Origin of the sequence: Corynebacterium kozikiae, assembly GCF_024580965.1 — a bacterium.
In the GTDB taxonomy this organism is placed as follows: domain Bacteria; phylum Actinomycetota; class Actinomycetes; order Mycobacteriales; family Mycobacteriaceae; genus Corynebacterium; species Corynebacterium kozikiae.
Genome location: NZ_JANIKJ010000009.1, coordinates 1 through 23,738, shown reverse-complemented (window position 1 = coordinate 23,738; position 23,738 = coordinate 1). Strand labels below are relative to the sequence as shown.

The window sequence follows — 23,738 nt, the reverse complement described above, 5'->3', positions numbered from 1 at the left end:
TCCACCGCTACCACCGCCGGCCACAGGGCTACCATTGCCACTATGCGCCTCAAGTTTTCCCAAGTTGATGTGTTTCACACCGGCCCGTGCACCGGCAATCCTCTAGCCGTTGTCCACAACGCCGATGGATTGAACGATGAACAGATGCAATCTTTTGCAAACTGGACCAACCTCAGCGAAACAACATTCCTCTTGAACCCCACGCACCCAGACGCGGACTATCGGGTGCGGATCTTTACACCGCATTTCGAACTGCCCTTCGCAGGACACCCCACCCTTGGGTCCGCATACGCACACCAGCAAGAGACGGGGAGCCGCGCCAAGCGTCTTGTTCAAGAATGTGAAATTGGGCTGGTAGAAGTCCGCGTTGATTCCGCCAATGAAGAACCTGTATTTGCGTTCAAAGCCCCAGAGCTCATTGAAGAGCGGGACCCTACGGCGGACGAGCTTCGGCAAGCACTGCGTGGACTAGGGCTTCATCGTTCGCAGGTGCGCGATGCCCACTGGCTCGTCAACGGCCCCGAGTTCTTAGGCATCCTTCTTGACAGCGTAGATACCCTGCGCGCGGTCAAGCCGGATTACGGCCTGTTGGCCGAGGTGGCGGGCACGGGAATTGGCCTATTCTCCTTTGCTCAAGATGAGGCGTTCGATGCCGAAGTCCGTGCGCTTATTCCCGGCCTCGGGGAAGACCCGGTGACGGGCTCATTGAACGCTGGTTTTGCGAAGTGGTTGGGCGGCACAGGCCGGCTTCCTGACACCATGACTGTGCGCCAGGGGACCATGGTGGGACGCCGGGGTGAAGTGCGGGTGAGCAGTGAAGATGGTGAGTATTGGATCGGGGGTCGTTGCCAGAAGCTGATCGAAGGCAGCGTTGCCTTCTAGCCGCGCAGAAAAATCAATGTTTCACGTGAAACATAGGCGTTTCTAGCGGAAGGGTACCTCGCCGATGGTGCGGCGCAACTTCCTGGTGCGCAGCTTTTCCGGGTCGAGGGCCAGTTCCTCCACCGCTCGTACCGCGCACATCACATGCGCTTCCTTTGAATTGGCATAAAAGGTTTGCGCCGCTGCCGGGAGCTTAGGGACCGCGTGCAGCGGCAGGTCAGACACGCTCAGCAAGGTACCGTATGGAATGCGATAGCGATATCCGTTGGCAGCGAGGGTTGCCGATTCCATGTCACACGCAGCGGCGGTGGAACCGCGCAGTAACTCCCAGAGTTTCTTCGGGGTGTGCCATTCCCAGTTCCGGTCATCGGTGGAGAGCACCGTGCCGGTGCGCATGAGCTGCAGGTCCTCGCCGTAGATGGTGCGCACGGACTTCTCCAGCGCCTTTTGCACTTCGGGCACGGCAGGAATCGGCAGCTCCAGGGGGATGTGCCCATCCAGGAGGTGGTCTTCCCGCTGGTAGGCGTTGCCCAGGATGAGGTCGCCGATTCGCATGCGTCCGTCCAAGCCCGCGCAGTGGCCAATCATCACCCACGCCTCCGGGCGAAGCACCGCCAGGCAGTCAGTGATAGTTTTCGCGTTCGAAGGGCCAACACCAATGTTGATCATGGTGATCCCCATGTTGTCCTCTGCCAACAGATCCAAACGCGGCATCTGGTGGCCGGTTGTGAGGTCAATCGCGTCTGCTGCCGATGCGGCGTTGCGGTCAATGCGGTGGCCGTCGGAAAGCATGAGTCCCTGATACCTGGAGCCTTCGCGGGACAGCTCGGCGAGAGCGAAGCGGAGGAACTCGCGGGTGTGCATAGCGTAGTTGGTGAACAGGATGTAGCGCTGGACTGAGTCGGGAGCGATGCCGGTGTAATGGCTGATGCGAGCGCAGGCGATGTCGAAGCGCTGTGGAGTGAAGTGGAAGAGGGGTTTTTCGGGGCCGTGGAAGGCTTCCCAGTCGCCGTCGATGATGGCGTCGTCCACGTCATCGAGCGTGGGCCTGGGCACGAACTCGCCCGTATCGCCTACCCGGCGCGCCTCGGTGAGGCCCTCAATGCCGTCGATGTATTCCGGCGGAATGCGCACATCCGAGCGCACAACGTCAATTTCACAGTCATAGTTGCTGCTCAGGCGCTCAAGTTGGGAGAAGAGGTACTGGCGCATCAGCTTGGGACGGGAAAGCACCGCCGAGTAGACGCCGGCCTCATCCACATAGCCGTAGGCCTGGGTGCGGTCGATGGGGTGCCAGCTTTTCACCGTGACGATCAACTTTGGGTAGACCACCTCGGCGTAGCGCGCGTAGTCGCCGTTCTCAAAGACCTCGCGGGCGATCTGGGTGGATTCCTCGTAGATCTCCACCAATCGCTCTACTGCGGTTCCAACGTCCATGATTCCTCCCTCACCCCGCGCGTTCACTTTCTCCTCGAGCTTAATGGTGCTGCGTGGATCCCGCCCGGTGGTGGCTCCGCGGCCTCGTACCAGGGGCCGGCGACGCTAATACAACGCCGCGAGCGGAACCACCCAAATGCCATCGGCTCGACGATACAACTGCTTCCCGGCGTGCACTACTACCCCAGCCGCGAACTTTGGCCCAATTGTTTCCTTCAGCCAGAGCAGGTGCTTCACGTCGTCATCTTTGACCACAGGAGAGACCTTCACCTCGATGCCGACAATCCGCTGGTTTTCATCTTCCACAACGACGTCTATTTCCCTGTCTCCCTTTTGCGTGCGCAGGTGCCAACACTTGGCATTGAGCGCTTCAGCAGCCACTCGTACGCTCAGCACCACTAAGGATTCAAATAGTTGCGCAAACAATTGCGCTTGCTTTGGATCCCCACTCAGCAGGCTGCGCGGATTTTCGCCAAGGAGGCGGGCGGCCAACGCTGGATCGCAGAGATGGTGTTTCGGGGATTTTATGGTCCTTGGAAACTTTGCCTGCACAGGTGACCAAGCCGGAAGTGGTTCCAAAATCATGAGCTGCTCGAGCAGGTTGCGGTACGCCTCTGCAGCTCCGCGCGAAGGCTTCTCCGACTCACCAGGGGTGGCAGAATCCAGAATCTCCGTGTAGCTGGTTGTTTGAGAGGTCGCCATTGCGTATGCCCGCAACCAGCGGGTTAGCGCGCCTGGGTTGCGCACATTGAGACCCAGCTGTGGAAATTCATGGGTCGCAAGCAACTGAATATAAGAATCCAGCCTCCGGGTGCGGAGCATTTCCGGCAGGTCCATGATCCCTGGCAGTCCTGATCTGCAGACCTCGGTTGCATAATCCTCGATAGAGGCATCGATTTCTTGGGCTTGCACTGAATCCGTGTTGCCAGAAAAGAAATCAATCAAGCCGACCAACCGTTGGGCGATGGATCGTTCTTGGACGGCAAACGGCCGCATCCGAATTGTATCGATGCGCGCCGCACCTGAATGGATTTGGCTTCCCACCGGTGGAAACGCACTACCTGTGAGAAGGTACGAGCCAGGCTTTGCCCCATCATCTACCGCACGTCGCACCAAATCCCATGAGGGGGTATATCGCTGCCATTCATCCAGCAGCAGCGTCCCTTCGCTCTCACTGATGAGTTCCGGCCTTGCCTCCAGTAGTTCTTTGACACCAGGGTTATCAAGGCGAAAATCGGCAGCAGCCCGCTGTAAAGCCGTTGCCGTCTTGCCAACACCTTTTGGCCCTTCAATGGCAATTGCAGGGAGGTGCTCCATGTAGTTATCAAGCAAGTCATCTATCACTCGACGCACGTAGATTCCAGACACACTTTGCAGCATACTTAAAAATGGCTATCTAGATGCTCTAATGGGCAAATAACACCCTTTTTAGTATACAAATCCCACCCTTTTTAATGTACAAATCCCACCCTCAGCTCACCCATAGGAACCGCTAACCCAACCAAAGGTACTCCCCCGGTACGGCACGGATACCAGGCCTCGCTCGGTCTACTGCGGCGGGCTTCGGGGCTTCAGAGCTTCGGGGCTTCAGGGCTTCGGGGCTTCGGGCAGGCGCGAGGGCGCGCCGGAGCGCTACAGTTGCGCGTCGATGGCTTCGAGCGCTGGGCGAAGCTGGGTGCGCCACACGGTGCCCACGCGATCGTCGGCACGCCCTGGCCCTCCATTGATCACCGCGACCTCTTTGCCCTGCTTTATCGCATCCAATACGATGCGCATGCCACTCATCACCGCCAACGAACTGCCCGCCACCAACACAGACTGCGATCGCTCAAGCAACTCCGCTACCTGGGCTTTGCGTGCGGCTGGCACTGGCTCGCCAAAGTAGACCACGTCGGGCTTGAGCAGGGGTGAGCCGCAGCTGAGGCAACCGAGAAGGTTGAATCGGGAGACATCGGATTCGTTCAAGGTCACGTCGCCGTCCGGGTTCACCATGTCCACTTCAACGCGAATCGACTCGAGGTAGCCAGGATTAGCCGCTTCAAGGCGTGCGTCAAAGGAGTGGCGATCCTCCCTCCGCCCGCAATTCAGGCACACCACGGTAGCCAGATCGCCGTGGAGCGCTACCACGTTGCGGGACCCGGCGGCTTGATGCAACCCATCGACATTCTGTGTGACAACCCCGCTGACCAGGCCATTTACCTCCCACTTGGCAAACAGCTCGTGCACACGGTTCGGGGCAGCGGCATCCATGTGACGCCAACCGACGAAGCTGCGTGCCCAATAGCGGTGCAACGCCGCCGGATCGTGGCGAAACTCCTGGTAGGTCATCGGCCGATGCCGCGAAAGCGAACCGCGCGGACCACGGTAATCCGGGATGCCTGAGTCAGTGGACACGCCCGCCCCTGAAAGCACCAGCACCTTGCCTCGCGCTACTTGCTCGGTGATGCGGGCCTTGGCGACGTCCGCAGGCGTTGGATCCACCTTTTCCTCCACCACGCGCGCAATCGAGCGCAGCGCAGAGGCATGCGCCATAGCAACGGCCGGATCTTCCATGCTGGACATTGTTTACCCGGGGTGAGCAAAGCGCAAGTGGGTGCTTGCCGAAGCTGTGTGTCCATGCTCAGGGGTTTGGTCTGGTTCGCAGGGGCGTTTTGGGCGTTGGTCGATGGCTTAAAGTCGATAGGCCGTTGCGTTGGTCGATAGGAGACCGGGATTTGGGGAAAATCGCGTCCTATCGACTTTGAGCTATCGACTAACGCATTCAAGCCCACTAACCCCCGAAATCCAGGCCACCCAATCAGGAGGATGAGCCCATGTGCAGTCCTGGTTCACAGTTCATTATTGTCGCAGCTCCATGGCTGTTTTGGGGTGCCTTGGGGGCTTCGTCCAGTCGGCTGCGCGATGCCGAAGGGCTGATAGCCGGCTCCGATAGCATCCTGTTTGGACTATTCCTGCTTCTGAGCTTCCTAGCCTTGGTCTACTCAGTGAACCAAGCCTTTGGCTCACTAGCAGCAAAATTGGGAATCATCGCTCTGGCCATTGTGCTCATCCTCGCGGTGACAGCATTCTATTGGGGTGGCTGGTCGTTTCTCTTGATCGCGGGTGGCCTTACGGCGTTGCTGGGCCTCACTATCTTGAGGAAATTCAGAAAAGGCGAACTCAACCGCCCCTAACGCCAACCGCCCCTAACATCTACCGCTCACGCCTACCGCTGCCCCAGGTACACGGAATCAACCACCCCGTGCCGGGAGCAGGTTGCCTCCCAGCCGTCGGGGCGCGCGGTGAGGCAGTCATTGTGTTCCCGTGAGATCCGAGAGAAACGCTATAAGCGCTGTTGCATTCTCCTACCGAGAGCTCACAGTTGGGACTAGATTAATCCCACAGCCCGGGTTTACCACGATTGATGGCGTTTGCGCGGCGGGCAACCAGTAGAGGGTTCAGTCACTTCGAATCCAAGCTCACGAAGTTGTTGCGCTGCAATATTTGGATTATCCCGCACAGCGGCTTGAAGTTGAATGTCAAACCACGTGTCACGTGACACTTTTAACTTGTTCTCCCACCCAGTGCGACCAGCAAAACCACACTCCTGAATAACGAAATAAAGAAAATCCTCTACTGATATCCTAAACCTGTGACCGCCTACCGGAATATGGAGAGCGCCAAGCTGACCTTGCTTCCGGGAATCCCCCTTCCGCGTAGGACCATTCTTCATAAGCGCAGGGCTCAACAACCCTTCGACACCTGAAAAATGAATGTGAGCAGCAGGGGCGTTGTATTTATTCCTCTCATACTCAAATCTCACCCCAGGACTTGTGTGTACGCGAATCTGGTATGAGCTCTTCTCCACTGCTAAAAAACATCCCGTGCGATCCCAAGACAGCTTAAATTCGAGATAGAGACGGTAAAGCTCACTCCTTGTAGCTGCATCGAATTCCTCAGGCTCCAGGGTTCCCCGCCCGTAATAGAGCGGAACCTTATAATTTAATAGGTAGATGTCCGAGTCCTGATTAATCGTTAGATCGGCATCGATAGCAGCCTCATCAATGGGCAAAGCTGAAAGCAGAATCTCCTGGATTTCCTCATAGAAACTCCGTACTGAATCTTCGCTTAAGTCTCGAGAAATCTTTCCGCCGCTCATGAGGCATCGCTCATTCGTCTACGTTAAGCAGCATCTCCACTCGCCGGAGCTCGTCATAGAGATCCCGCTCATCAGCCGAAAGGCAACCCATGTCTGCGAGATCACTCAAGTCCTTTCGCGTAATCGGTGCTCCTTCGATCTCGGAATAGCGGCTGATCAGTTCATCAGACAATTCACGCCCACGCCGACGGAGCTGCTCAGAATTTTTCCTGTCGATCTTAAGTGCCACATCTCTCTCCTCTCATTGCTGTAAATCCACAATAGATGGCCCTCAAGACATAACGGAATACATTGTTCGAAAACTCGTGCCATAGTGGCACATGCTGGGGGATTACCGGTCAGCAGCATCCTCCGAAAAGTCGAAAATACATACCCGGCACACCGAGTGCCGGGCAAACGCTACGGGCCAGAAAATAGTTCGTAAGACCACCGCTAACAACTACCGCCGCCCCAGGTACACGGAATCCACCACCCCGTGCCGGGAGCAGGTTGCCTCCCAGCCGTCGGGGCGCACTTGCACAACCATCCGCCGGCCACAGAGCTGGCAATAGCGGGGCGCCTCCAGCCCGGCGCGCGCGGATGGCGAGAGATGAATTGCTTCCCCGGCCGCGATTTCTTGCCCGGTGTTGGGGTGGAAAATAGGTGCCTCACCAGCCAGGATTACGGCGAGGAGCTCTTGAGATTCGGCGCCCACCCCACGGGATTCGGCGCCCACTGCACGGCGCTCGCCAGCCACCCCACGGCGCGCCCCAGCCACTCCACGGGATTCGGTGCCCATCACACGCTCGTATTCAGTGCTTTAATTGGCAGGCGCAGTTTGCCCAGCATGTCCAGGTCTTGTTCCATTGGCCGGCCCAGGGTGGTCAGGTAGTTGCCCACGATCACAGCGTTAATGCCACCGAGCAGGCCTTGTTCGGTGCCGAGGTCGCCTAGGGTCAGCTCGCGCCCACCGGCGAAGCGCAGGATGGTCTTGGGCAGCGCCAGGCGGAACGCACCGATGGCCCGCAGCGCATCTTTGGTTTCCATCACTTCGCGGTCGGCAAATGGTGTGCCGGGGCGCGGGTCAAGGAAGTTCATGGGCACCTCGGTGGGGTTGAGCTCGGCAAGGTCTGTGGCAAACTCTGCGCGTTGCTCCAGGCTCTCCCCCATGCCGAGGATGCCGCCGGAGCATACTTCCATGCCGGCCTCGCCAATCATCCGCAGCGTCTCACGCCGCGACTCCCAGGTGTGGGTGGTCACCACGTTCGGGAAATAGGATCGTGCGGTTTCCAGGTTGTGGTTGTAACGGTGCACACCGGCAGCCTTAAGGCGGTCCACTTGCTCCTGGGTCAGGATGCCTACCGACGCCGCCACCTCGATATCTACCTCAGCCTTAATAGCCGCCACGGCTTCCTCAAGCTGGCTCATGAGGCGCTCGTCTGGGCCCTTCACAGCCGCAACGATGCAAAACTCCGTAGCGCCGGATTTCTGCGTCTGCTTCGCCGCTTCCACGAGGCCCGCGATGTCCAGCCATGCGGAGCGAACCGGAGATTCAAACAACCCGGACTGGGAGCAGAAGTGGCAGTCCTCTGGGCAGCCGCCGGTTTTCAGGGAAATGATGCCCTCTACCTCAATCTCCTCACCGCACCACTTCACACGCACCTCATGGGCAAGCTCGAGCAGTTCGGGGATCCGCTCCTCCTCGAGCTGGAGCACCGCCAGCACTTCATCCTTGTCCAAGCCAATGCCACGGCCCAGGACTTTTTCGCGGGCGAGTTCAAGAATGTCCGTCATGGTTCTCCATCCGTTTGCGCCAGCCCTCGCAGCGAGCGAGAGCAGCGCAAATCTAAACAGTGTTCAAGTGGTCAATACAGCATTCTAACCACATCTTGAACACTGTTAAGGGAAACCGGGGCTACACTTAACCCCATGCACGCCAGCAAAGACCTCCACGCAGACGCCCTGGGCCTGCTCAAAGAACTCGTGCGCAACGCCTGTGTGAATGACCTCACCGCGAACTCCGGCCAAGAGGTCCGCAACGCAAATACTCTGGAGCGTTTCTTCCACGCAGAAATTCAAGCTGGCCTCATCCGAGCCACGCGCTTTGAACCGCACCCGGGCCGCGTGAGCATTGCGTTTACCCTCCCCGCCAACGCACCGGAAGCACCGCTGACCTTCCTCGGCCACACGGACGTAGTCCCCATTGACCCCTCCAAATGGACCCGCCCCGCCTTCGACGCCCACATCGAAGACGGCAAAATCTACGGCCGCGGCACCATAGACATGCTCTTCATCACCGCCGCCATGGCCACGGCACTCAGGCAGCTCGCTCGCATTTCCGACGCCGCCAACCCCCCAGCCCCCGCACCGCGGCACGGCGAGGTGACGTTCGTGGCGCTTGCTGATGAGGAGGCACGCGGCGGCCTGGGAGCCAAGTGGCTGCGCGACCACGCACCGGACGCATTCTCTTGGGAAAACTGCGTCTCCGAAACCGGTGGTGCGCACATCCACGGCCAAGACGGCCATGACAGCGTGACCATCACCGTGGGCGAAAAGGGCGCGGCTCAACGCCGCCTGCACGTCCACGGCAGTGCCGGCCACGGCTCAGCTCCCTATGGCAAGGACTCCGCGGTGGTGAAAATCGGGGAGGTTGCACGTCGGTTAGCCCAGGCCGCACCGGAAGTGACCCGGGACCCGATCTGGGGCGGCTTCGTCGGCGCGTTCCGCTTTGACCCTGATACTGAGGCTGCCCTGCTGCGCGGGGAGGGCTACGAGCACCTCGGCGAGCTCGCGGGCTACGGACATGCCGTTTCCCACCTCACGATCGCCCAAACCGTGCTGCGCGCGGGCAAAGCCATCAATGTGCTGCCCAGCCACGCCTACCTGGAATGTGACATCCGAACCCTGCCTGGGCAAAGCGACGAAGACGTGGATGCCCTCATCACCGCCGCGCTCGGCGAGCTCGCGGGCGAAGTGGAAATCGAGCACCTGATCTCGGAGCCAGCCAGCGTCTCCCCCACCGATCACCGCCTGTACCGCGCCATAGAAGCCACCCTCCGCGAAGCATTCCCCAACTCCACCGCCGTGCCTATCCTCTCCTCTGGAGGCTCTGACCTGCGCTTTGCCCGGCGCGCCGGCGGGGTGGGCTACGGCTTTGCAGTCCACGCTCCCAGCCGCACCCTAGGTGAGGTGTTCTCCCAGCTCCACGCACACGACGAGCACCTTTACCTGGAAGACTTTAAGCTCACAGTCCAGGGCTACCTTGCCCTGCTGCGCAACTTCTACGCCTAATGCGCCCCAGTAGCTGAACGCCTGGCGCGCAGGATAGCCAGCTTCGCCTCCTGGGCATCCGGAACAGAGACGAGCAGCTTACCCGCAGCAGTGTGCAGCTCAATGCTAGGGCCTCCCACCAGGTAACCGATCCCACCCTTAGGCAGGACGCGAAGACCCGCACCAAAGCGGATACCCGTGATCGGGCCAATGCCTACGGATTTAATGCGCCGATACGGCACGTCCTCTTGGATGAGGTTGCCGAGCATCCTGATTTCCAGATGCTCCGGGTACAGCGTGAGGCGCACGTTCATGAACATCAATGCGATGCCCAAGGCCATAAAGGCCACCACAACGAACTTCTGCCCCAGGGGCGCGCCGGCAAACGTAGGAATGGTGCTGATCGCCACCGCCCCCATGGCCACGAATGCCAGCCAAAAAATGGGGCCGTTCAGGCGCGCTTGGAACTGCGCCAGCACCTTGCGCGTCATGTCAGCCCCGCGCCACGAGAGGGATCAGCCGAGGGATAGCAGCAACCATGTTCACTATCCTACGGTGACACCCTAGGAAGCGCTGGATTGCTTCGGCGCTGGGGGCGCTGGGGGCGCTGGCAGCTTGCTCACGCACGCCCCGAGCAGGGCGAAGGTCGCGGCGGCGAACCAGACGAAGTCGCTGACCAAGAATTTCACCCAAAAGGCTTTGGCAAAGATGTCGATGGAATCGCCGAACCACCACTTTGGCGGCACCGCCAGCACCAGCACCAACCAGACCACCAGCACCCCGAGTAGCACATTTGCCCATGAGGTGTAGGGACGCCACTGGTAGGCGCGGTACAAGAACACCGGCAGAATCAACGCGAGCCACACCCAGTGATGCGACCACGAAATTGGGGAGATCAGCAGCATCACCATGGAGCCCACCAGCCAGGCCTCGATGTGCAGATCCTGGCGGATCAGGCGCAGCATCAACCAGGAACCCGCGGCAATCGTTGCCAGCGCCAGCACCAGCCACAGCACATTGACCAGGGTGCTCGAGGCATCCAGCACCTCCTGCGAGCCAAACGCGCGCTGAATCACGGCCTTGATGGAACTGTTCGACTGATAAGAAGTGTTCACACCAATCTCACCGCCGCCGCCCATGCTGAGCAGCTTCACGCTGAAGAACTCCCAAGTGGCGTCCCAGCGCACCAGGGCCGCAATCGCAGTGGCAATCACTGCCGAGACGCCCGCGGTGACAATCGCCTTGAAATCCTTGCGCAGAAGGAAATACAGCAGCATCGCCAGCGGCGAAAGTTTGATGGCAGCCGCCACGCCAATCAACCAGCCCTGGGGCAGCGTGCGCTTGCGCGGCACGAGGTCGAGCACCACAAGCGCCATGATCACCATGTTGATCTGCGCAAATGAGTTATTCAACCGCACCGGTTCGATGTTGCACACCACGCCCCACGCCAGCGCAGACGCCGCCCACACCCACTGGCGCGAAAAGTGCGTGTACCAGGCCTGGGTGCCGCGGGGCGCGCTCAACGCCCGCACGATCAGCCACAAGCACAGGAACAACAAAAGATTGGACAGCACGATCATGATGTTGCCGGCGGCATCGTGGCTCAGGCCCTGCCCAGAAAGCGGCACCATCACCAACGCGCCGAACGGCGGGTAGATGAACGGCAACGCGATGTCACCGGCCGGCATCGGCTCGGAGTACATGGCCCGCCCCTCCAGGAACGCACGCACCCCCTCCCGGTAAATCACCATATCCAGCGGGTATTGGGAAGCCAGGATCTGTGCCACGGTGGCACGCACGCCCTCAAAGAGCCCCACCAAGGTGAGCACGAGCGCAAGGGCCTTGGCTGTGGGTTGAATTGGCTGGGCGGGTTGGGTGGGCTGTGTTGTCAATGTTCTCCTAGGAAGCTCGCACGGCTTGGCGCTTCAGCGCTGCCTGGGTTGGCTGCTTTTGTGGCAGTAGCGCCGGCGGGTGGAACGTCCAACCGATAACCGGCAGTTTCATCACCCAAGTGGTTACCCATCCTACGGCCAGGCACGCCAACACTATGTATCCAATCCACGCCTCAGTGGGCAGCTCCATGAGCGACGGCGGCAACGTGCCCTTGAAAAGTTCCAGGCCAAACGGCATTTTGAACAGGAACGTGATGGTCAGCGCATGGCTGATATACAGCGCCAGTGTGTTGCGCCCCACCCATTGCAGCAGCCACCCAATCCCAGGCAGCACAGCAAGATACACCGACGCCACCACCATCGGCACAATCAGCAACATCGAGCTCAGCGCATCGCGGGCAGTAAGAAGGGCATCAGGCGTGACGACACCGCGCAGCGTCCAGCCCACCAACGCAGCCAGCGCCGCAAGGCTCAGCATTTGCCAGGAGGTGGCGCGCTTACCTACCTCCAACAGCAGAACCCTGAAGTAGGCACCAAAGAGGAAGCAGGGCAGATATTCAAAGATCCGCCAGGAAGTCTCACCCTGCACCGCCACGGTACTCAGCGCCAGCACCACGAGCAGGGCGATTGGCCGGAATCGCTCGGGAATGAACTTGGTAGCCCACAGCACCACCGTGAATACCACCAGCAACCACAAGAACCAGTACATGTTGGTGGCGTAGAACATCTTGGTGAGATAGTGCTTCGCCTCTGGCATGCGGGTTTCCAACGCCAAGTGGAGTTCGTAGCGGTAGGTGAACATCTCAATTGGCGCCCACACCACATAGGGCACAATCAGGAACCACAACCTGCGGCAGTAGAGCTCCGCGAAGGTCATCTGCAGTACCTTCACCGAAAAGATGCCGCTGACCATGAAGAAGAGTGGCATGCGCAGTGGGTAGAGGAAGTCATTGATGAGGGTGAACAGAGTTTCCTCATCGCCAGGCACGGAAATCGTGGCATGCAACAAAATAACGCCTAATATGCTGATGCCTTTTGCAACGTCCGGCCACGCGAGCCTCTGGGTAGGGCTGTGCTGCATTACGGAGGTCCTTGGTCCTTCCTTGGGCTGTAAGGTGGCAGGCCTCATGAGCTGTGAAAACGGGTGAGCTTCGATTCAAAAACGCTCAAAAGTTTACTGGATTCACAGGAGAACCACAAGCACCATTGGTCGCTGAGCTTATCCGACACCATTGTCCAAACGGGCGACTACCGGTTTGGTTCCTGGAAGGGGTAGCACTATTGGATGAACAGCACGGTCTGGATTCATGACCTCATGGACAACTTTTATCCGGAAAACGCCGCTGACACTTGACAGGCGATTTTTCGAAAGAGGTTGTTTGTGGGGCTCACACAAACAACCCGAGGCTCCCGTCCTACGGCTTTTCCAATTTAGTTGTAAAAAGGTGGTAAGGCCTGTAGTCGAGCGCCAAAGGAACACTTGAGCAGCAATGATGGGACTCCACCTCGACGGTCAACATCCGGCGGTCAGAATAATACAAATACCAAAAGACAAAAGTAATAATTGACCCGCCCCACTCCCAAATGGAGGAAGTGAGGCACCTACAGGAGGGGTCGATCTATTCACCGAAGGCAAACTGGATTGCCAAGTTGATACTGGGGCTTACGGATAGTGGTGCTGGGGCTTATCTTGACCTCCCCATCACTGATACATTCCTAGGTCTTGACCTCAACTGCGGACCCAATGCCAAAGCACAATTCTTGGCTGGGCTCAGGCACCAAGGGGTCGAGGTCATCGCTCAATCTGAGTACATTATCCTTCCGAACGACTTCGTAACCATCGAACTCGGGGAATCAATCACCTGGTGGGATCGGGCATACTGGGGCACAGACGGATTCCGCAACGAAGCAATCGCCCTGCAACCCTAACCAGGACCACCAAGACGGAGCTCTCAGCATCGCTGAGGAGTCGCCGGTAGCTGGAACCAAATAGTATTAGTTCCAGCTACCGGCGATTATTTCATTTCCCACGTGATAGGAAAGCATAAATGATCGACTTCACAAAACTCTTCAGCACATGTGTTGGGTCAAGTCCGTTTGAGTGGTGTATGAGTTCTTCCGGATCAAAGAAGAACTGACAGCTGTGTTGAGGGCCGGCTCGGTCCCGGTGAGGGTGGCGCATTAGGCTGCAACTTCCTTGTGGGATGGTGTGGTTTCTCCGGAATCGATGAAGTTGGCAGCCATCAGTGCCTTGGTCTGTTCGAGACTTGTCAAGGACATGTAGCGCTTTCTGCTGAATCCAGTCGTCATGCTGCTCAGACAGTACCGCTGCGACGAGACGGACGACGGCATCACGGTTGGGGAAGATCCCCACGACCCTGCGCCTGCGGATCTCGCGATTAAACCGCTCGGTCGGGTTGTTAGACCAGACTTTCGTCCATACCGACTGTGGTGTCTGGGTAAACGCCAACACATCATCAAGATGTTCTTCCAGGTAGTCGGCCACATGAGGGAACTTGGATTGACAAAACTCCACCACCTCCCGAGCCTGTGCCCACACCGCGTCGGCATCGGGTTGTTGGAAGATGGTTTGAAACATCGCCGACAGAGTCGGCCACTGGGTCTTGGGCACCATGGATGACAGGTTCTTGGACAAGTGCGTGCGACAGCGTTGCCAGGACGCATTCGGTAGTACATCACCGACTGCGCCCTGAATACCCAAGTGGGCATCACTGGTCACCAAGTAGACATCCCCCAGGCCACGGGCTTTCAAGTCGCGGAAGAACCCCGTCCACGACGCGGTCGATTCAGCTGTAGCTACGGGCATGCCGAGAAGTTCTCGGTAGCCGTCAGCATTGACACCGGTCGCTAGCAGGACACTATTTTTGACCACACGGCCACCTTCCCGGACTTTCATCGTCAGCGCATCACACGAGACGAATAAGTACGGCCCGGAATCCAGGGGTCGGGTCCTGAAGTCTTCAACCATCGCGTCTAGTTCTTTGGCCATGTCACTGACCTGTGATTTCGACAAGTTGGTGATGCCGAGCGTAGCAACGAGGTCATTCATGCGCCGGGTGGAGACACCTTTGAGATAACAGGTGGCAATCACGGTCGTCAGGACGCGTTCGACCCTGGTGCGTCGCTCAAGAAGCCAGTCAGGGAAGAAAGAACCATGGCGTAGTTTCGGGATAGCAACATCGATGGTGCCGACTCGGGTGTCCAGTGGCCGGTGACGGTACCCGTTGCGCAGGTTGACGCGGGTATCGCTGGTCGTGCCGTACTCGGCGCCACAGACGGTGTCAGCCTGGGCCGAGAGAATCTGGTTAATGAAGCCCTCGAGCATCTACCGCAACCAAGTCCGGGCAGGCTTGGGACAGCAATTCGTCGAGATAGGCGGTGGGGTCGATAGAATGAGGGCCAGCGGCCATTGTGGGGTTGGTCCTTTCGAGGATAGGTAAGAGTTGATTCGAAAGGTACCCGCGATGGTCGCCTCATTGTGCACCGGCACAAGGCCTACCGCGGGCTACAGATACACCACACCAGCGGACGCAACCGGGGCCAGTGTGGTTATCCACAGAAATCCACGTTGGTTGCAGTGTTCGATAGCGTTTAGGCGGGCATGTCGGTATGGGCCTCTAGGCTTAAGGCCATGGGCCTTTTAGAAAACCTCCTCAACCGCTACACCCCGCGCACATCGGGCACGCCGGTCTTTGCGGTCATTGATACCGAAACCACCGGCTTTAACAAGCGCTACGACCACATCATTGAACTTGCTGCCGTGCGCGCTGATGCATACTTCAAACCCGTCGACTCTTGGCACGCACTGCTCAACCCTGACACCAACGCCGTGTCCACTACTCGGGGGACACCCCCGCCCACCTCGGCACTCAACCCTGCTGTGGGGGTTACTCGTAGCGAAGCGAGCTGACCATCCCGGTTTCCATGTGATAGGCGTTATGGCAGTGAAATGCCCACTCCCCGGGGTTGTCAGCGATCAGGTCGGCGATCATGGTTTCACCGTGGCGGAGAAGGACGGTATCCTTGCGTAGTCCACCGCTGCCGGGCAACGCCCACGTGTGGCCGTGGATGTGCATGGGATGGGGCATCATGGTCCTGTTGCGCATGACCATCCGCAGGCGCTGGCCCTCCTGCACGGTCGCGGAGGAGGATTGGCCGTCGGTGAGAATGCGCCATTCATATGGCATCATCTGCCCGCCCAGGTCGATGCTGACTTCTCGGTCTGGTGTGCCCTCGGGCAGGAGTGCACGGTCTGCTGGCTTCAGGGAGGACAGAAGCAGTCCGGTGGACGACAACTCGGGGAAGTCGACATCGGGGCGGGGGGCCTGGCCGCCGGCGGTGCGGATGACGGCGAAGGCGCGGTCGTCCTTACCCACCGCCAAAGCCGTGAGCGGGAAGACGCCGTCGCCGAGGATGACCTCGACGTCGACACGCTCGCCCATGGACAGGTAGATCGATTCGGTCTCCCAGGGCTGGACAGGGAAGCCGTCGGTGTGGGTGACGGTCATGCGGTGACCACCGAGGGCCACCTTGAAGATGGTGTCACCGCCGGAGTTGATAAACCGCAGGCGGGCCTTGTCGCCCGGGCGAGCCTTGAAAGTCCGGTGAGCACGGGGGATACGTCCGTTGATGAGGTAGTGCGGATACATCACATCGCCGGCATCCCCGCCCAGTACCTGGTCCGGGGTGCCGTGCACCATCTGGTCGTGACCTCCCATTCCCATCCCCCCGTTATGGTCGCCCGAACCCATTCCGGTGAGCTTATCGAGCTCATCGTCGGGAGTGCCCCGAATGCCATCGACCCAGTCGTCGAGCACGATGGTCCACTCGACGTCCTGGTCCTCAGCGTCTTGCGGGTCACGGATGATCAGTGGGGCGTGGAGGCCGCGATCAAGCTGCAGGCCGGTGTGGGAATGGTAGAAGTAGGTGCCACCGTGGGGGACTTCAAAAACATAGGAGAAAGACTCACCAGGTTCAATAGGGTTCTGGGTCATGCCGGGCACACCGTCGGCTGCGTTATGGAGTGCGATGCCATGCCAGTGGATGGAGGTGCTCTCAGGCAGTTCATTGGTGATATCGACCTGGAGGACATCGCCGACGGTGGCCTCAATGGCCGCATCCCCGGTGTCAGAGACGTATCCCCACGTCTTGGCTTCGATGCCGCCGATATCCAGAGAGAGGGGCCGGGCGGTCAGTGTCCGGCGCACCGTCGGCTCACCGAGCGCAGTGGGGGTGGGAGTGGGGCGAAGGGAGGAACCTGGTGCCGAGGCAGCGGGTCCAAGGTCGCTGGTGCAGGCGGCCACGGCCCCGGTGCCGGCGAGGACGAGCCCGCCGAGCAGAAACTGTCGTCGGGAAAATCCGTTTATCATGATTTAACCTTCCTTGGTGTTAGATTTCAGTGCTACGGGAGACAGGCGCAGGTGAGGACCCTGCTGAGCCATCACGTCAGGTGCAGGTCTGTGACACAGGTGGCACCGTCGTCGGCGGTGGAAAACTCCGTGGTGCCGGTACGCCCCTGGTAGCTGACCTCAATCAGGCCGGTGACATCATCGGGAAGCCAGAAGCCAATAAACCCATTGTCGAAGGTGGTTGTCGCCTCGTCCACCAGCACCTCACCGGTCGCCTCATCGGTGATCGTGACCTGGATGTCCTCATTGTCGAGTTCCCCCAGGCAGGTCGTGAGGCTGTGATAGAAGCAGTCGTGGGTGGAGGTGAGATAGGGTGCGATCGAGACATACGTCTGATTGTCGGGAAGATCGACCACGACTTCCTGGTCATCGCTCGAGAGCAGCAGTTCATCGGCACGCACGGAGGCGATCAGATCCGTGGGACGCTCAGTGACCTTCTGCCGGTCGAGGTGATCAATGATCTCCACCGCGTCCATGGCGGCCAGGCCATGGGTAGTCAGGAATGTATCCTGGGACACCGTCCCGTCCGCGGTGGGTTCCGGGTCGGTGGCCGAACACCCCGTGAGGGCGAGGGCAAGGGCGGCGGCTACGCTCGCTGCTCGTTTCACGTCAATCTCCTTGGATCGTAGTAAGACGGTGAGAAGACACCGCCTCAAGGTCGATGCCATACCTTTATCTAGCACGGGTTCCTGAAGGCCCAGAAATTAAAAACCCTGCTCGCAGCCATATAACAGGGCGAAAAGGGGGTGACTCCGGTGGGCTGGGTCACCACCGGGACACCACCCCACAGCCGTGGGCGATGTCCATCTACCCGCCCCGGGTATACGGTGCAGGCAGTGAAATCCCTGGTGGCGCCTGCTGAGCTGACCAGGGGAGGCGATGCCGCTGGCCCGGGGTGGGGCACAGGGGTGACGGCGGTCGAAGGGTGATGTTTGAAGATTTGATGAAGATTTCCCGCCGGGCACTGGGCGAGGGTGGTATTCCCCCCTGGCCGGAGCGATACTAGGGTCTATGGCTGACCGCATACCGACCACCGCCACGCCCCCGAGGCGAGTGCTGGTCGTCGATGATGAACAACCCCTGGCTCAGATGGTGGCCTCCTACCTCATCCGGGCCGGCTTCGATACCCTCCAAGCGCACACCGGCACCCAGGCCGTGGACAAGGCCCGTAGCTTTTCCCCCGATGTTGTGGTGCTGGATCTGGGGCTACCCGAACTCGACGGCTTGGAGGTGTGCCGACGGATTCGCACCTTCTCGGACTGCTACATCCTCATGCTCACCGCGCGTGGCAGCGAGGACGACAAGATCAGCGGTTTGACCCTGGGGGCGGATGAATACATCACCAAACCTTTTAGCATCCGGGAACTGGTGACCCGGGTGCATGCGATGCTGCGCCGCCCGCGCACCAGCACCACCCCACCGCAGGTGACCACCCCCTTGATCGTTGGTGACCTCATCCTTGACCCCGTCGCCCATCAGGTGCGGGTGGGGGAGACGACCGTGGAGCTCACCCGCACGGAGTTCGAGCTGCTGGTTGCCCTGGCTCTGCGCCCCGGCCAGGTGCTGACCCGCCACGACCTGGTCACCGAGGTATGGGACACCACCTGGGTCGGTGATGAACGCATCGTCGATGTCCACATCGGCAACTTGCGTCGCAAGCTCGGCACCGACACCCGGGGCCGGGGGTTTATCGACACCGTGCGTGGCGTGGGCTACCGGGTGGGGCAGCCATGAATCACGGACCCGGCCTGACCTTCCGCTTCCTGGCCGCCCAGGTGTTGGTCGTGGTGATTAGCCTGCTGGTGGCCGCGGCCGTGGCCACGATGGTGGGCCCGACCCTGTTCCATGATCATTTGTTGATGACCGACCAGGAGGACCCCTCGCTGGAGCTGTTCCATGCCGAGCAGGCCTACCGGGACGCCAGCCTGATCACCCTGGCCGTCGCCCTGCCCACCGCCTTGATCAGCGCCCTGCTGGCCAGCCTGTGGTTGTCGCGTCGCCTGCGCACCCCCCTGCAGAATCTCACCCGCGCCGCTACCAGCCTGACGGCCGGCAACTACCGTATCCGCGTGTCCGCCGGAGAAGCAGGCCCCGAGGTCACCACCCTGGCGCATGCCTTCAACACCATGGCCGACCGGCTGGAACACACCGAACAGGTCCGCCGCCAGATGCTCTCTGATCTGGCCCACGAAATGGGCACCCCCTTATCGGTGCTCACGGTCTACCTCGATGGTCTCCAGGACGGGGTTGTGGACTGCAATAATGCCACCCACACGATCATGGCTGATCAACTCGCCCGCCTGACCCGGTTGATGGAAGACATCGACGATGTCTCCCGGGCCCAGGAACACCGGATCGATTTGGACCTGGTGGAGGAAGGGCTCGGGGATCTGCTCCATACCGCCGCTGCTGCCGCGGGGGAAGCTTATGCTGACAAAGGCGTCGATTTACAGGTCGAGACCATTACGGACACCGCGCGGGTGCTCGTGGACCGGCAACGCTTCGGCCAGGTGATGAGCAATCTCCTGTCGAACGCGCTACGGCACACTCCGGCCGGCGGGCAGGTCCGGATCAGCGTCCACCGACAGGGGGCGTCCACCGCGCTCATCCACGTCGCCGATGACGGCGAGGGCATCCCACCTGGCCAGCTCGGACACATCTTCGAACGCTTCTACCGGGGGGATGCCGCCCGTAGCCGGGACAACGGCGGGGCCGGTATCGGTCTGACCATCTCCAAGGCATTGATCGAGGCCCACGGCGGCACTCTCACCGCCACCTCCCCCGGACCCGGTCGCGGAGCGGTGTTTACCCTCCGCCTCCCGCTGTCCCCTCCCGACAGTGAGGAGGCTGCTCGGTGACCGCACCCTGCCCCGCGTAAGGGCCGTGCCCTCCACCCATTGAAAATATACCCCCGGAGGGGTATCTCCTAGAGAGGAGCATCGCCGCATCCCGCCGACCCGTAGGAGCTTTCCCATGATCACCTCCCCGCCCTGCCTCTTGCCGATGGCCTCCCACGGCTACAGCTGTTGCAGACCTGCCTCACGTACCGACACCGCCTCCACCCCTGCCGCCAGCGACTCGTCAGTAGGAGGGTCCTCCCCTAGCTACCAGGTCACCGGCCTGACCTGCGGGCACTGCGCGAAAAGCGTGACCCAGGCCCTTCAGGCCCTTCCCCAGGTCGACGACGTCCAGGTTGATCTCGCTGCTGGTGGGGTTTCCACCGTCACGGTCACCGGAGTCGTACCTCCGGAGATCGTTCGCCGGGCCATCGAGGAGGCCGGCTACACCGTCTTATCCTGATCAATTTTACCAATCACCTCAACCCCTACCGGGTTGAGCGGAAGGAACCTAATGAACACTCCCCACCATTCCGGCAATCACCATGGTGATCACCCCGCTCCGGAAACAGACCACACCCACCACCCGGATTATGCCAGCCACGAACACCACGCAGATGCCGACACCCATGGCCAGGCGATGCCCCACGATCACCCGCACTCCGTCCCGGACGAAGACCACCACGTTCATGGTCACGGCGAACACGCCGGGCACAGCACCGCAATGTTTCGGGACCGCTTCTGGTGGTCGCTGATTCTGTCCATTCCCGTCGTTATTTTCAGCCCCATGGTCGCCCACCTGCTCGGCTACCACCTCCCGGCATTCCCCGGATCCACCTGGATCCCCCCGGTACTGGGCACGATTATCTTCGTCTACGGCGGAACGCCTTTCCTCAAGGGCGGATGGAAAGAACTGAAATCCCGCCAACCCGGGATGATGCTCCTGATCGCCATGGCCATCACCGTGGCGTTTGTCGCCTCCTGGGTCACCACTCTGGGCCTGGGCGGTTTTGACCTGGACTTCTGGTGGGAGCTGGCCCTGCTGGTGACCATCATGCTGCTGGGCCACTGGCTGGAGATGCGCGCTCTCGGGGCCGCGTCCTCCGCGCTTGACGCGCTGGCTGCCCTGCTGCCGGATGAGGCCGAGAAAGTCATCGACGGGACCACCCGCACCGTGGCCATCTCCGAGCTGGTCGTCGACGACGTCGTGCTGGTGAGGGCCGGTGCCCGGGTGCCGGCCGACGGAACCATCCTCGACGGAGCCGCCGAATTCGATGAGGCGATGATCACCGGCGAATCCCGTCCCGTCTTCCGCGACACCGGTGACAAGGTGGTCGCCGGTACCGTGGCCACCGACAACTCCGTCCGCATCCGTGTGGAGGCTACCGGCGGGGACACCACCCTGGCCGGGATCCAACGCATGGTTGCCGACGCCCAGGAGTCCTCCTCCCGGGCCCAGGCCCTGGCGGATCGCGCGGCGGCGTTGTTGTTCTGGTTCGCGCTGATCTCCGCTCTGATCACCGCGGTGGTGTGGACCATCATCGGCAGCCCGGACGATGCCGTGGTGCGCACGGTCACGGTGCTGGTCATCGCCTGTCCGCACGCTTTGGGCCTGGCGATTCCGCTGGTCATTGCGATCTCCAGCGAGCGGGCCGCGAAATCCGGGGTGCTCATCAAGGACCGGATGGCGCTCGAGCGGATGCGCACCATCGACGTGGTGCTCTTCGACAAAACCGGCACCCTGACCGAGGGTGCGCACGCGGTTACCGGTGTCGCCCCGGTGCCCGGTACTTCGGAAGGGCACCTGCTGGCCCTGGCCGCCGCCGCCGAGGCCGATAGTGAACACCCCGTGGCCCGCGCCATCGTGGCTGCCGCGGCCGCACACCCGGAGGCCTCACGCCGCCCACTGCGCGCAACCGGTTTCACCGCCGCCTCCGGCCGCGGGATCCGGGCCACTGTCGATGGCGCTGAGATCCGCGTGGGCGGGCCGAACATGCTGCGCGAGTTCAACCTCACTACCCCGGCCGAGCTCACCGACACCACCAGCGCCTGGACCGGGCGTGGGGCCGGTGTGCTCCATATTGTCCGCGACGGTCAGATCATCGGTGCGGTGGCCGTCGAGGACAAGATCCGCCCCGAATCCCGCGCCGCCGTGAAAGCCCTGCAGGACCGCGGGGTGAAGGTCGCGATGATCACCGGTGACGCGCAGCAGGTGGCCCAGGCGGTTGGCCAGGACCTGGGGATCGATGAGGTCTTCGCCGAGGTCCTGCCCCAGGACAAGGACACCAAGGTCACGCAGCTGCAGGATCGGGGTTTGAGCGTGGCCATGGTCGGCGACGGTGTCAACGACGCCCCGGCCCTGGCCCGCGCCGAGGTCGGTATCGCCATCGGGGCCGGCACGGATGTGGCGATGGAATCCGCCGGAGTGGTCCTGGCCAGTGACGATCCCCGGGCGGTGTTGTCAATGATTGAGCTCTCGCGGGCCAGCTACCGCAAGATGATCCAGAACCTGATCTGGGCCTCTGGCTACAACATCCTCGCCGTGCCGCTGGCCGCCGGAGTGCTCGCCTCGATCGGGTTCGTGCTGTCCCCGGCCGTGGGCGCGATCTTGATGTCTGCCTCGACCATCGTGGTGGCCCTGAACGCCCAGCTGTTGCGCCGCATTGATCTGGAGCCGGCTCACCTGGCTCCGACCGAGTCGAAGGAGGAACACAGCGGGTCGATATCCCCCGTAACCGTTACTGACTGACCTTGTCTCTCGACCCCTAACTCACACCACCTTTGAAAGGCACGCTCATGAAACGCAGCATTACCCTCGCCGCCTTGGTATTGACCTCCACCCTGGCGCTGACCGCCTGCAGCGACGCCACCGACAACTCCGACGATGCCGACACCACCAGCACCACGACGGCAACCACAGAGTCCAACGAGACCCACCAGGAAGACACCACCACTTCCCACGAAGAGCACGGCGGGCACGACCACCCTGTCGACGGCGGGGCACCGCCGGCAGGCATTGAAGAGGCCGAGAATCCCACGTACCCGGTGGGCACCGAGGTCATCCTCACCGCTGACCACATGCCCGGCATGGACGGGGCTACCGCCACCATTTCCGGGGCGTTCGACACCACCACCTACTCGGTCAGCTACACCCCGACTGACGGTGGGGCCCCGGTTACCGACCATCGCTGGGTCGTCCATGAGGAGCTCGTCGATCCGGGTCAGGCCCCCCTGCCCGACGGGGCTAGCGTTGTCCTGGATGCCGAGCACATGTCCGGCATGAAGGGTGCTGAGGCCACCATCGATTACTCCACCGAGGAGACGGTCTACATGGTTGATCTCACCGTCGACGGGATGACGATGACCAACCACAAGTGGGTCACCGAGAGCGAGATCCAACCCGCCGAATAGTCCGCCCACCCTGAACGGTGCTGTTGCAAAGTTGGGGCAGTAGGAAGAGCGACGTGAAATAATCACAGCCATGGGTATCTTCTCGGGTCGTCATTTCCCCGTGACATCATTCTGTGGGCGGTGCGGTGGTACTGCCGCTACGGGGTGAGCTACCGCGATCTGGAGTAAATGATGACTTCAGCGGGGCGTGCCGGTTGATCACACCACGATTCTCACCGCTGGGTCCAGAAATACGTCCCTGAGCTGGACAAGCAAACACGGTGGTACCGGCAGGTACCTGACTGGCAGGCCAGAGTCTGTGTCTTTGGCAGGGTCGCCGCCTCCAACACCTAGCAATGTTATGTCCATGGGGTTTTTGGGCACGGAGTCCATAGACTTGTTGGACAGGGAGTCTAGCTTCTTGTTGGACGGGGAGTCCAAGGGGTTTGTGGACAGGTTTTAGGCGCTGGGTGGTCTACGGCTT

General features: G+C 60.7%; 23 protein-coding genes and 3 pseudogenes. 11 read left to right on the top strand and 15 right to left on the bottom strand.

Annotation, left to right across the window (positions count from 1 at the left end):
* Positions 1–42: 42 nt before the first annotated feature.
* A complete protein-coding gene (locus NQ018_RS06970; RefSeq protein WP_257059920.1) occupies positions 43–882 on the top strand; it encodes a PhzF family phenazine biosynthesis protein in 840 nt (279 codons plus the stop codon).
* A gap of 42 nt (positions 883–924) precedes the next feature.
* Here NQ018_RS06970 and amn read toward each other — a convergent pair whose 3' ends face one another.
* From amn to NQ018_RS06955, 3 genes are all read right to left on the bottom strand, one after another.
* Positions 925–2,319 carry an AMP nucleosidase gene (gene amn / locus NQ018_RS06965; protein WP_257059918.1) on the bottom strand — a complete coding sequence of 465 codons (1,395 nt, stop codon included), beginning with the start codon at positions 2,317–2,319 and terminating at the stop codon, positions 925–927.
* 105 nt (positions 2,320–2,424) lie between these two features.
* Positions 2,425–3,687, bottom strand: a complete 1,263-nt coding sequence (locus tag NQ018_RS06960) for an ATP-binding protein (RefSeq protein WP_257059916.1) — start codon at positions 3,685–3,687, stop codon at positions 2,425–2,427.
* 264 nt (positions 3,688–3,951) lie between these two features.
* Entirely contained in the window at positions 3,952–4,872 is a 921-nt protein-coding gene (locus NQ018_RS06955) for a Sir2 family NAD-dependent protein deacetylase (protein WP_257059914.1), read from the bottom strand.
* 260 nt (positions 4,873–5,132) lie between these two features.
* Between NQ018_RS06955 and NQ018_RS06950 the strand changes: the two genes are divergently transcribed.
* Positions 5,133–5,492: a hypothetical protein gene (locus NQ018_RS06950; RefSeq protein WP_257059911.1), complete on the top strand. Its 360-nt coding sequence runs from the start codon at positions 5,133–5,135 to the stop codon at positions 5,490–5,492.
* 32 nt (positions 5,493–5,524) lie between these two features.
* On the opposite strand, the pseudogene NQ018_RS11745 reads toward NQ018_RS06950, so the two are convergent.
* The 5 genes and pseudogenes from NQ018_RS11745 to bioB form a co-directional block, all read right to left on the bottom strand.
* Positions 5,525–5,596, bottom strand: a pseudogene (locus tag NQ018_RS11745) (biotin synthase auxiliary protein BsaP); the annotation flags it as partial.
* A 114-nt stretch (positions 5,597–5,710) separates the two neighbouring features.
* Positions 5,711–6,457, bottom strand: coding sequence for a hypothetical protein (locus NQ018_RS06945; RefSeq protein WP_257059908.1), 747 nt, complete (start codon positions 6,455–6,457; stop codon positions 5,711–5,713).
* A 10-nt stretch (positions 6,458–6,467) separates the two neighbouring features.
* On the bottom strand, positions 6,468–6,629 hold the full coding sequence (locus NQ018_RS06940) for a hypothetical protein (protein WP_257059906.1): 162 nt from the start codon (positions 6,627–6,629) through the stop codon (positions 6,468–6,470).
* Between the two features lie 267 nt (positions 6,630–6,896).
* Positions 6,897–7,151 carry a biotin synthase auxiliary protein BsaP gene (bsaP, locus tag NQ018_RS06935; RefSeq protein WP_257060041.1) on the bottom strand — a complete coding sequence of 85 codons (255 nt, stop codon included), beginning with the start codon at positions 7,149–7,151 and terminating at the stop codon, positions 6,897–6,899.
* A gap of 83 nt (positions 7,152–7,234) precedes the next feature.
* On the bottom strand, positions 7,235–8,230 hold the full coding sequence (gene bioB, locus NQ018_RS06930; RefSeq protein ID WP_257038579.1) for a biotin synthase BioB: 996 nt from the start codon (positions 8,228–8,230) through the stop codon (positions 7,235–7,237).
* Between the two features lie 135 nt (positions 8,231–8,365).
* On the opposite strand from bioB, the gene NQ018_RS06925 reads away from it, so the two are divergent.
* A complete protein-coding gene (locus NQ018_RS06925) occupies positions 8,366–9,727 on the top strand; it encodes a M20/M25/M40 family metallo-hydrolase (RefSeq protein WP_257059904.1) in 1,362 nt (453 codons plus the stop codon).
* On the opposite strand, the gene NQ018_RS06920 is transcribed toward NQ018_RS06925, so the two are convergent.
* The 3 genes from NQ018_RS06920 to NQ018_RS06910 form a co-directional block, all read right to left on the bottom strand.
* A complete protein-coding gene (locus NQ018_RS06920; protein ID WP_257059903.1) occupies positions 9,724–10,197 on the bottom strand; it encodes a hypothetical protein in 474 nt (157 codons plus the stop codon). The genes NQ018_RS06925 and NQ018_RS06920 overlap by 4 nt on opposite strands.
* Positions 10,198–10,269: 72 nt before the next feature.
* Positions 10,270–11,598: a glycosyltransferase family 87 protein gene (locus NQ018_RS06915; RefSeq protein WP_257059901.1), complete on the bottom strand. Its 1,329-nt coding sequence runs from the start codon at positions 11,596–11,598 to the stop codon at positions 10,270–10,272.
* Between the two features lie 7 nt (positions 11,599–11,605).
* On the bottom strand, positions 11,606–12,679 hold the full coding sequence (locus tag NQ018_RS06910) for an acyltransferase family protein (protein ID WP_257059898.1): 1,074 nt from the start codon (positions 12,677–12,679) through the stop codon (positions 11,606–11,608).
* Between the two features lie 512 nt (positions 12,680–13,191).
* Here NQ018_RS06910 and NQ018_RS06905 point away from each other — a divergent pair.
* Entirely contained in the window at positions 13,192–13,527 is a 336-nt protein-coding gene (locus NQ018_RS06905; RefSeq protein ID WP_257059896.1) for a hypothetical protein, read from the top strand.
* Between the two features lie 252 nt (positions 13,528–13,779).
* On the opposite strand, the pseudogene NQ018_RS06900 reads toward NQ018_RS06905, so the two are convergent.
* Positions 13,780–15,029, bottom strand: a pseudogene (locus tag NQ018_RS06900) (IS256 family transposase).
* A gap of 221 nt (positions 15,030–15,250) precedes the next feature.
* On the opposite strand from NQ018_RS06900, the gene NQ018_RS06895 reads away from it, so the two are divergent.
* Positions 15,251–15,529 carry an exonuclease domain-containing protein gene (locus NQ018_RS06895; RefSeq protein WP_257059893.1) on the top strand — a complete coding sequence of 93 codons (279 nt, stop codon included), beginning with the start codon at positions 15,251–15,253 and terminating at the stop codon, positions 15,527–15,529.
* Here NQ018_RS06895 and NQ018_RS06890 read toward each other — a convergent pair.
* Positions 15,507–16,988, bottom strand: a complete 1,482-nt coding sequence (locus NQ018_RS06890; protein WP_257059891.1) for a multicopper oxidase family protein — start codon at positions 16,986–16,988, stop codon at positions 15,507–15,509. The genes NQ018_RS06895 and NQ018_RS06890 overlap by 23 nt on opposite strands.
* A gap of 71 nt (positions 16,989–17,059) precedes the next feature.
* Entirely contained in the window at positions 17,060–17,635 is a 576-nt protein-coding gene (locus NQ018_RS06885) for a CueP family metal-binding protein (protein ID WP_257059888.1), read from the bottom strand.
* A gap of 403 nt (positions 17,636–18,038) precedes the next feature.
* On the opposite strand from NQ018_RS06885, the gene copR reads away from it, so the two are divergent.
* The 3 genes from copR (at position 18,039) to NQ018_RS06870 (ending at position 20,327) form a co-directional block, all read left to right on the top strand.
* On the top strand, positions 18,039–18,761 hold the full coding sequence (gene copR / locus NQ018_RS06880; RefSeq protein WP_257059883.1) for a two-component system response regulator CopR: 723 nt from the start codon (positions 18,039–18,041) through the stop codon (positions 18,759–18,761).
* Positions 18,758–19,885 carry a two-component system sensor histidine kinase CopS gene (copS, locus tag NQ018_RS06875; RefSeq protein ID WP_257059880.1) on the top strand — a complete coding sequence of 376 codons (1,128 nt, stop codon included), beginning with the start codon at positions 18,758–18,760 and terminating at the stop codon, positions 19,883–19,885. The genes copR and copS overlap by 4 nt, the downstream gene beginning before the upstream one ends.
* A gap of 115 nt (positions 19,886–20,000) precedes the next feature.
* The gene (locus NQ018_RS06870) at positions 20,001–20,327 is read left to right on the top strand and encodes a heavy-metal-associated domain-containing protein (RefSeq protein ID WP_257059878.1); all 327 of its coding nucleotides are present in this window, start codon (positions 20,001–20,003) and stop codon (positions 20,325–20,327) included.
* 48 nt (positions 20,328–20,375) lie between these two features.
* Here the strand turns inward: NQ018_RS06870 and NQ018_RS06865 are convergent, their stop codons facing one another.
* Positions 20,376–20,579 (bottom strand): hypothetical protein, encoded by a 204-nt coding sequence (locus tag NQ018_RS06865; protein ID WP_257059875.1) that lies wholly within the window; start codon positions 20,577–20,579, stop codon positions 20,376–20,378.
* Positions 20,580–20,588: 9 nt separating this feature from the next.
* Here NQ018_RS06865 and NQ018_RS06860 point away from each other — a divergent pair, with 9 nt between their 5' ends.
* The 3 genes and pseudogenes from NQ018_RS06860 to NQ018_RS06850 all read left to right on the top strand — a co-directional run.
* Positions 20,589–22,613, top strand: coding sequence for a copper-translocating P-type ATPase (locus tag NQ018_RS06860; RefSeq protein WP_257059873.1), 2,025 nt, complete (start codon positions 20,589–20,591; stop codon positions 22,611–22,613).
* Positions 22,614–22,660: 47 nt separating this feature from the next.
* A complete protein-coding gene (locus NQ018_RS06855) occupies positions 22,661–23,275 on the top strand; it encodes a YdhK family protein (protein ID WP_257059870.1) in 615 nt (204 codons plus the stop codon).
* A gap of 70 nt (positions 23,276–23,345) precedes the next feature.
* Positions 23,346–23,569 (top strand): annotated as a pseudogene (locus NQ018_RS06850) (IS6 family transposase); the annotation flags it as partial.
* Between the last annotated feature and the right edge of the window lie 169 nt (positions 23,570–23,738).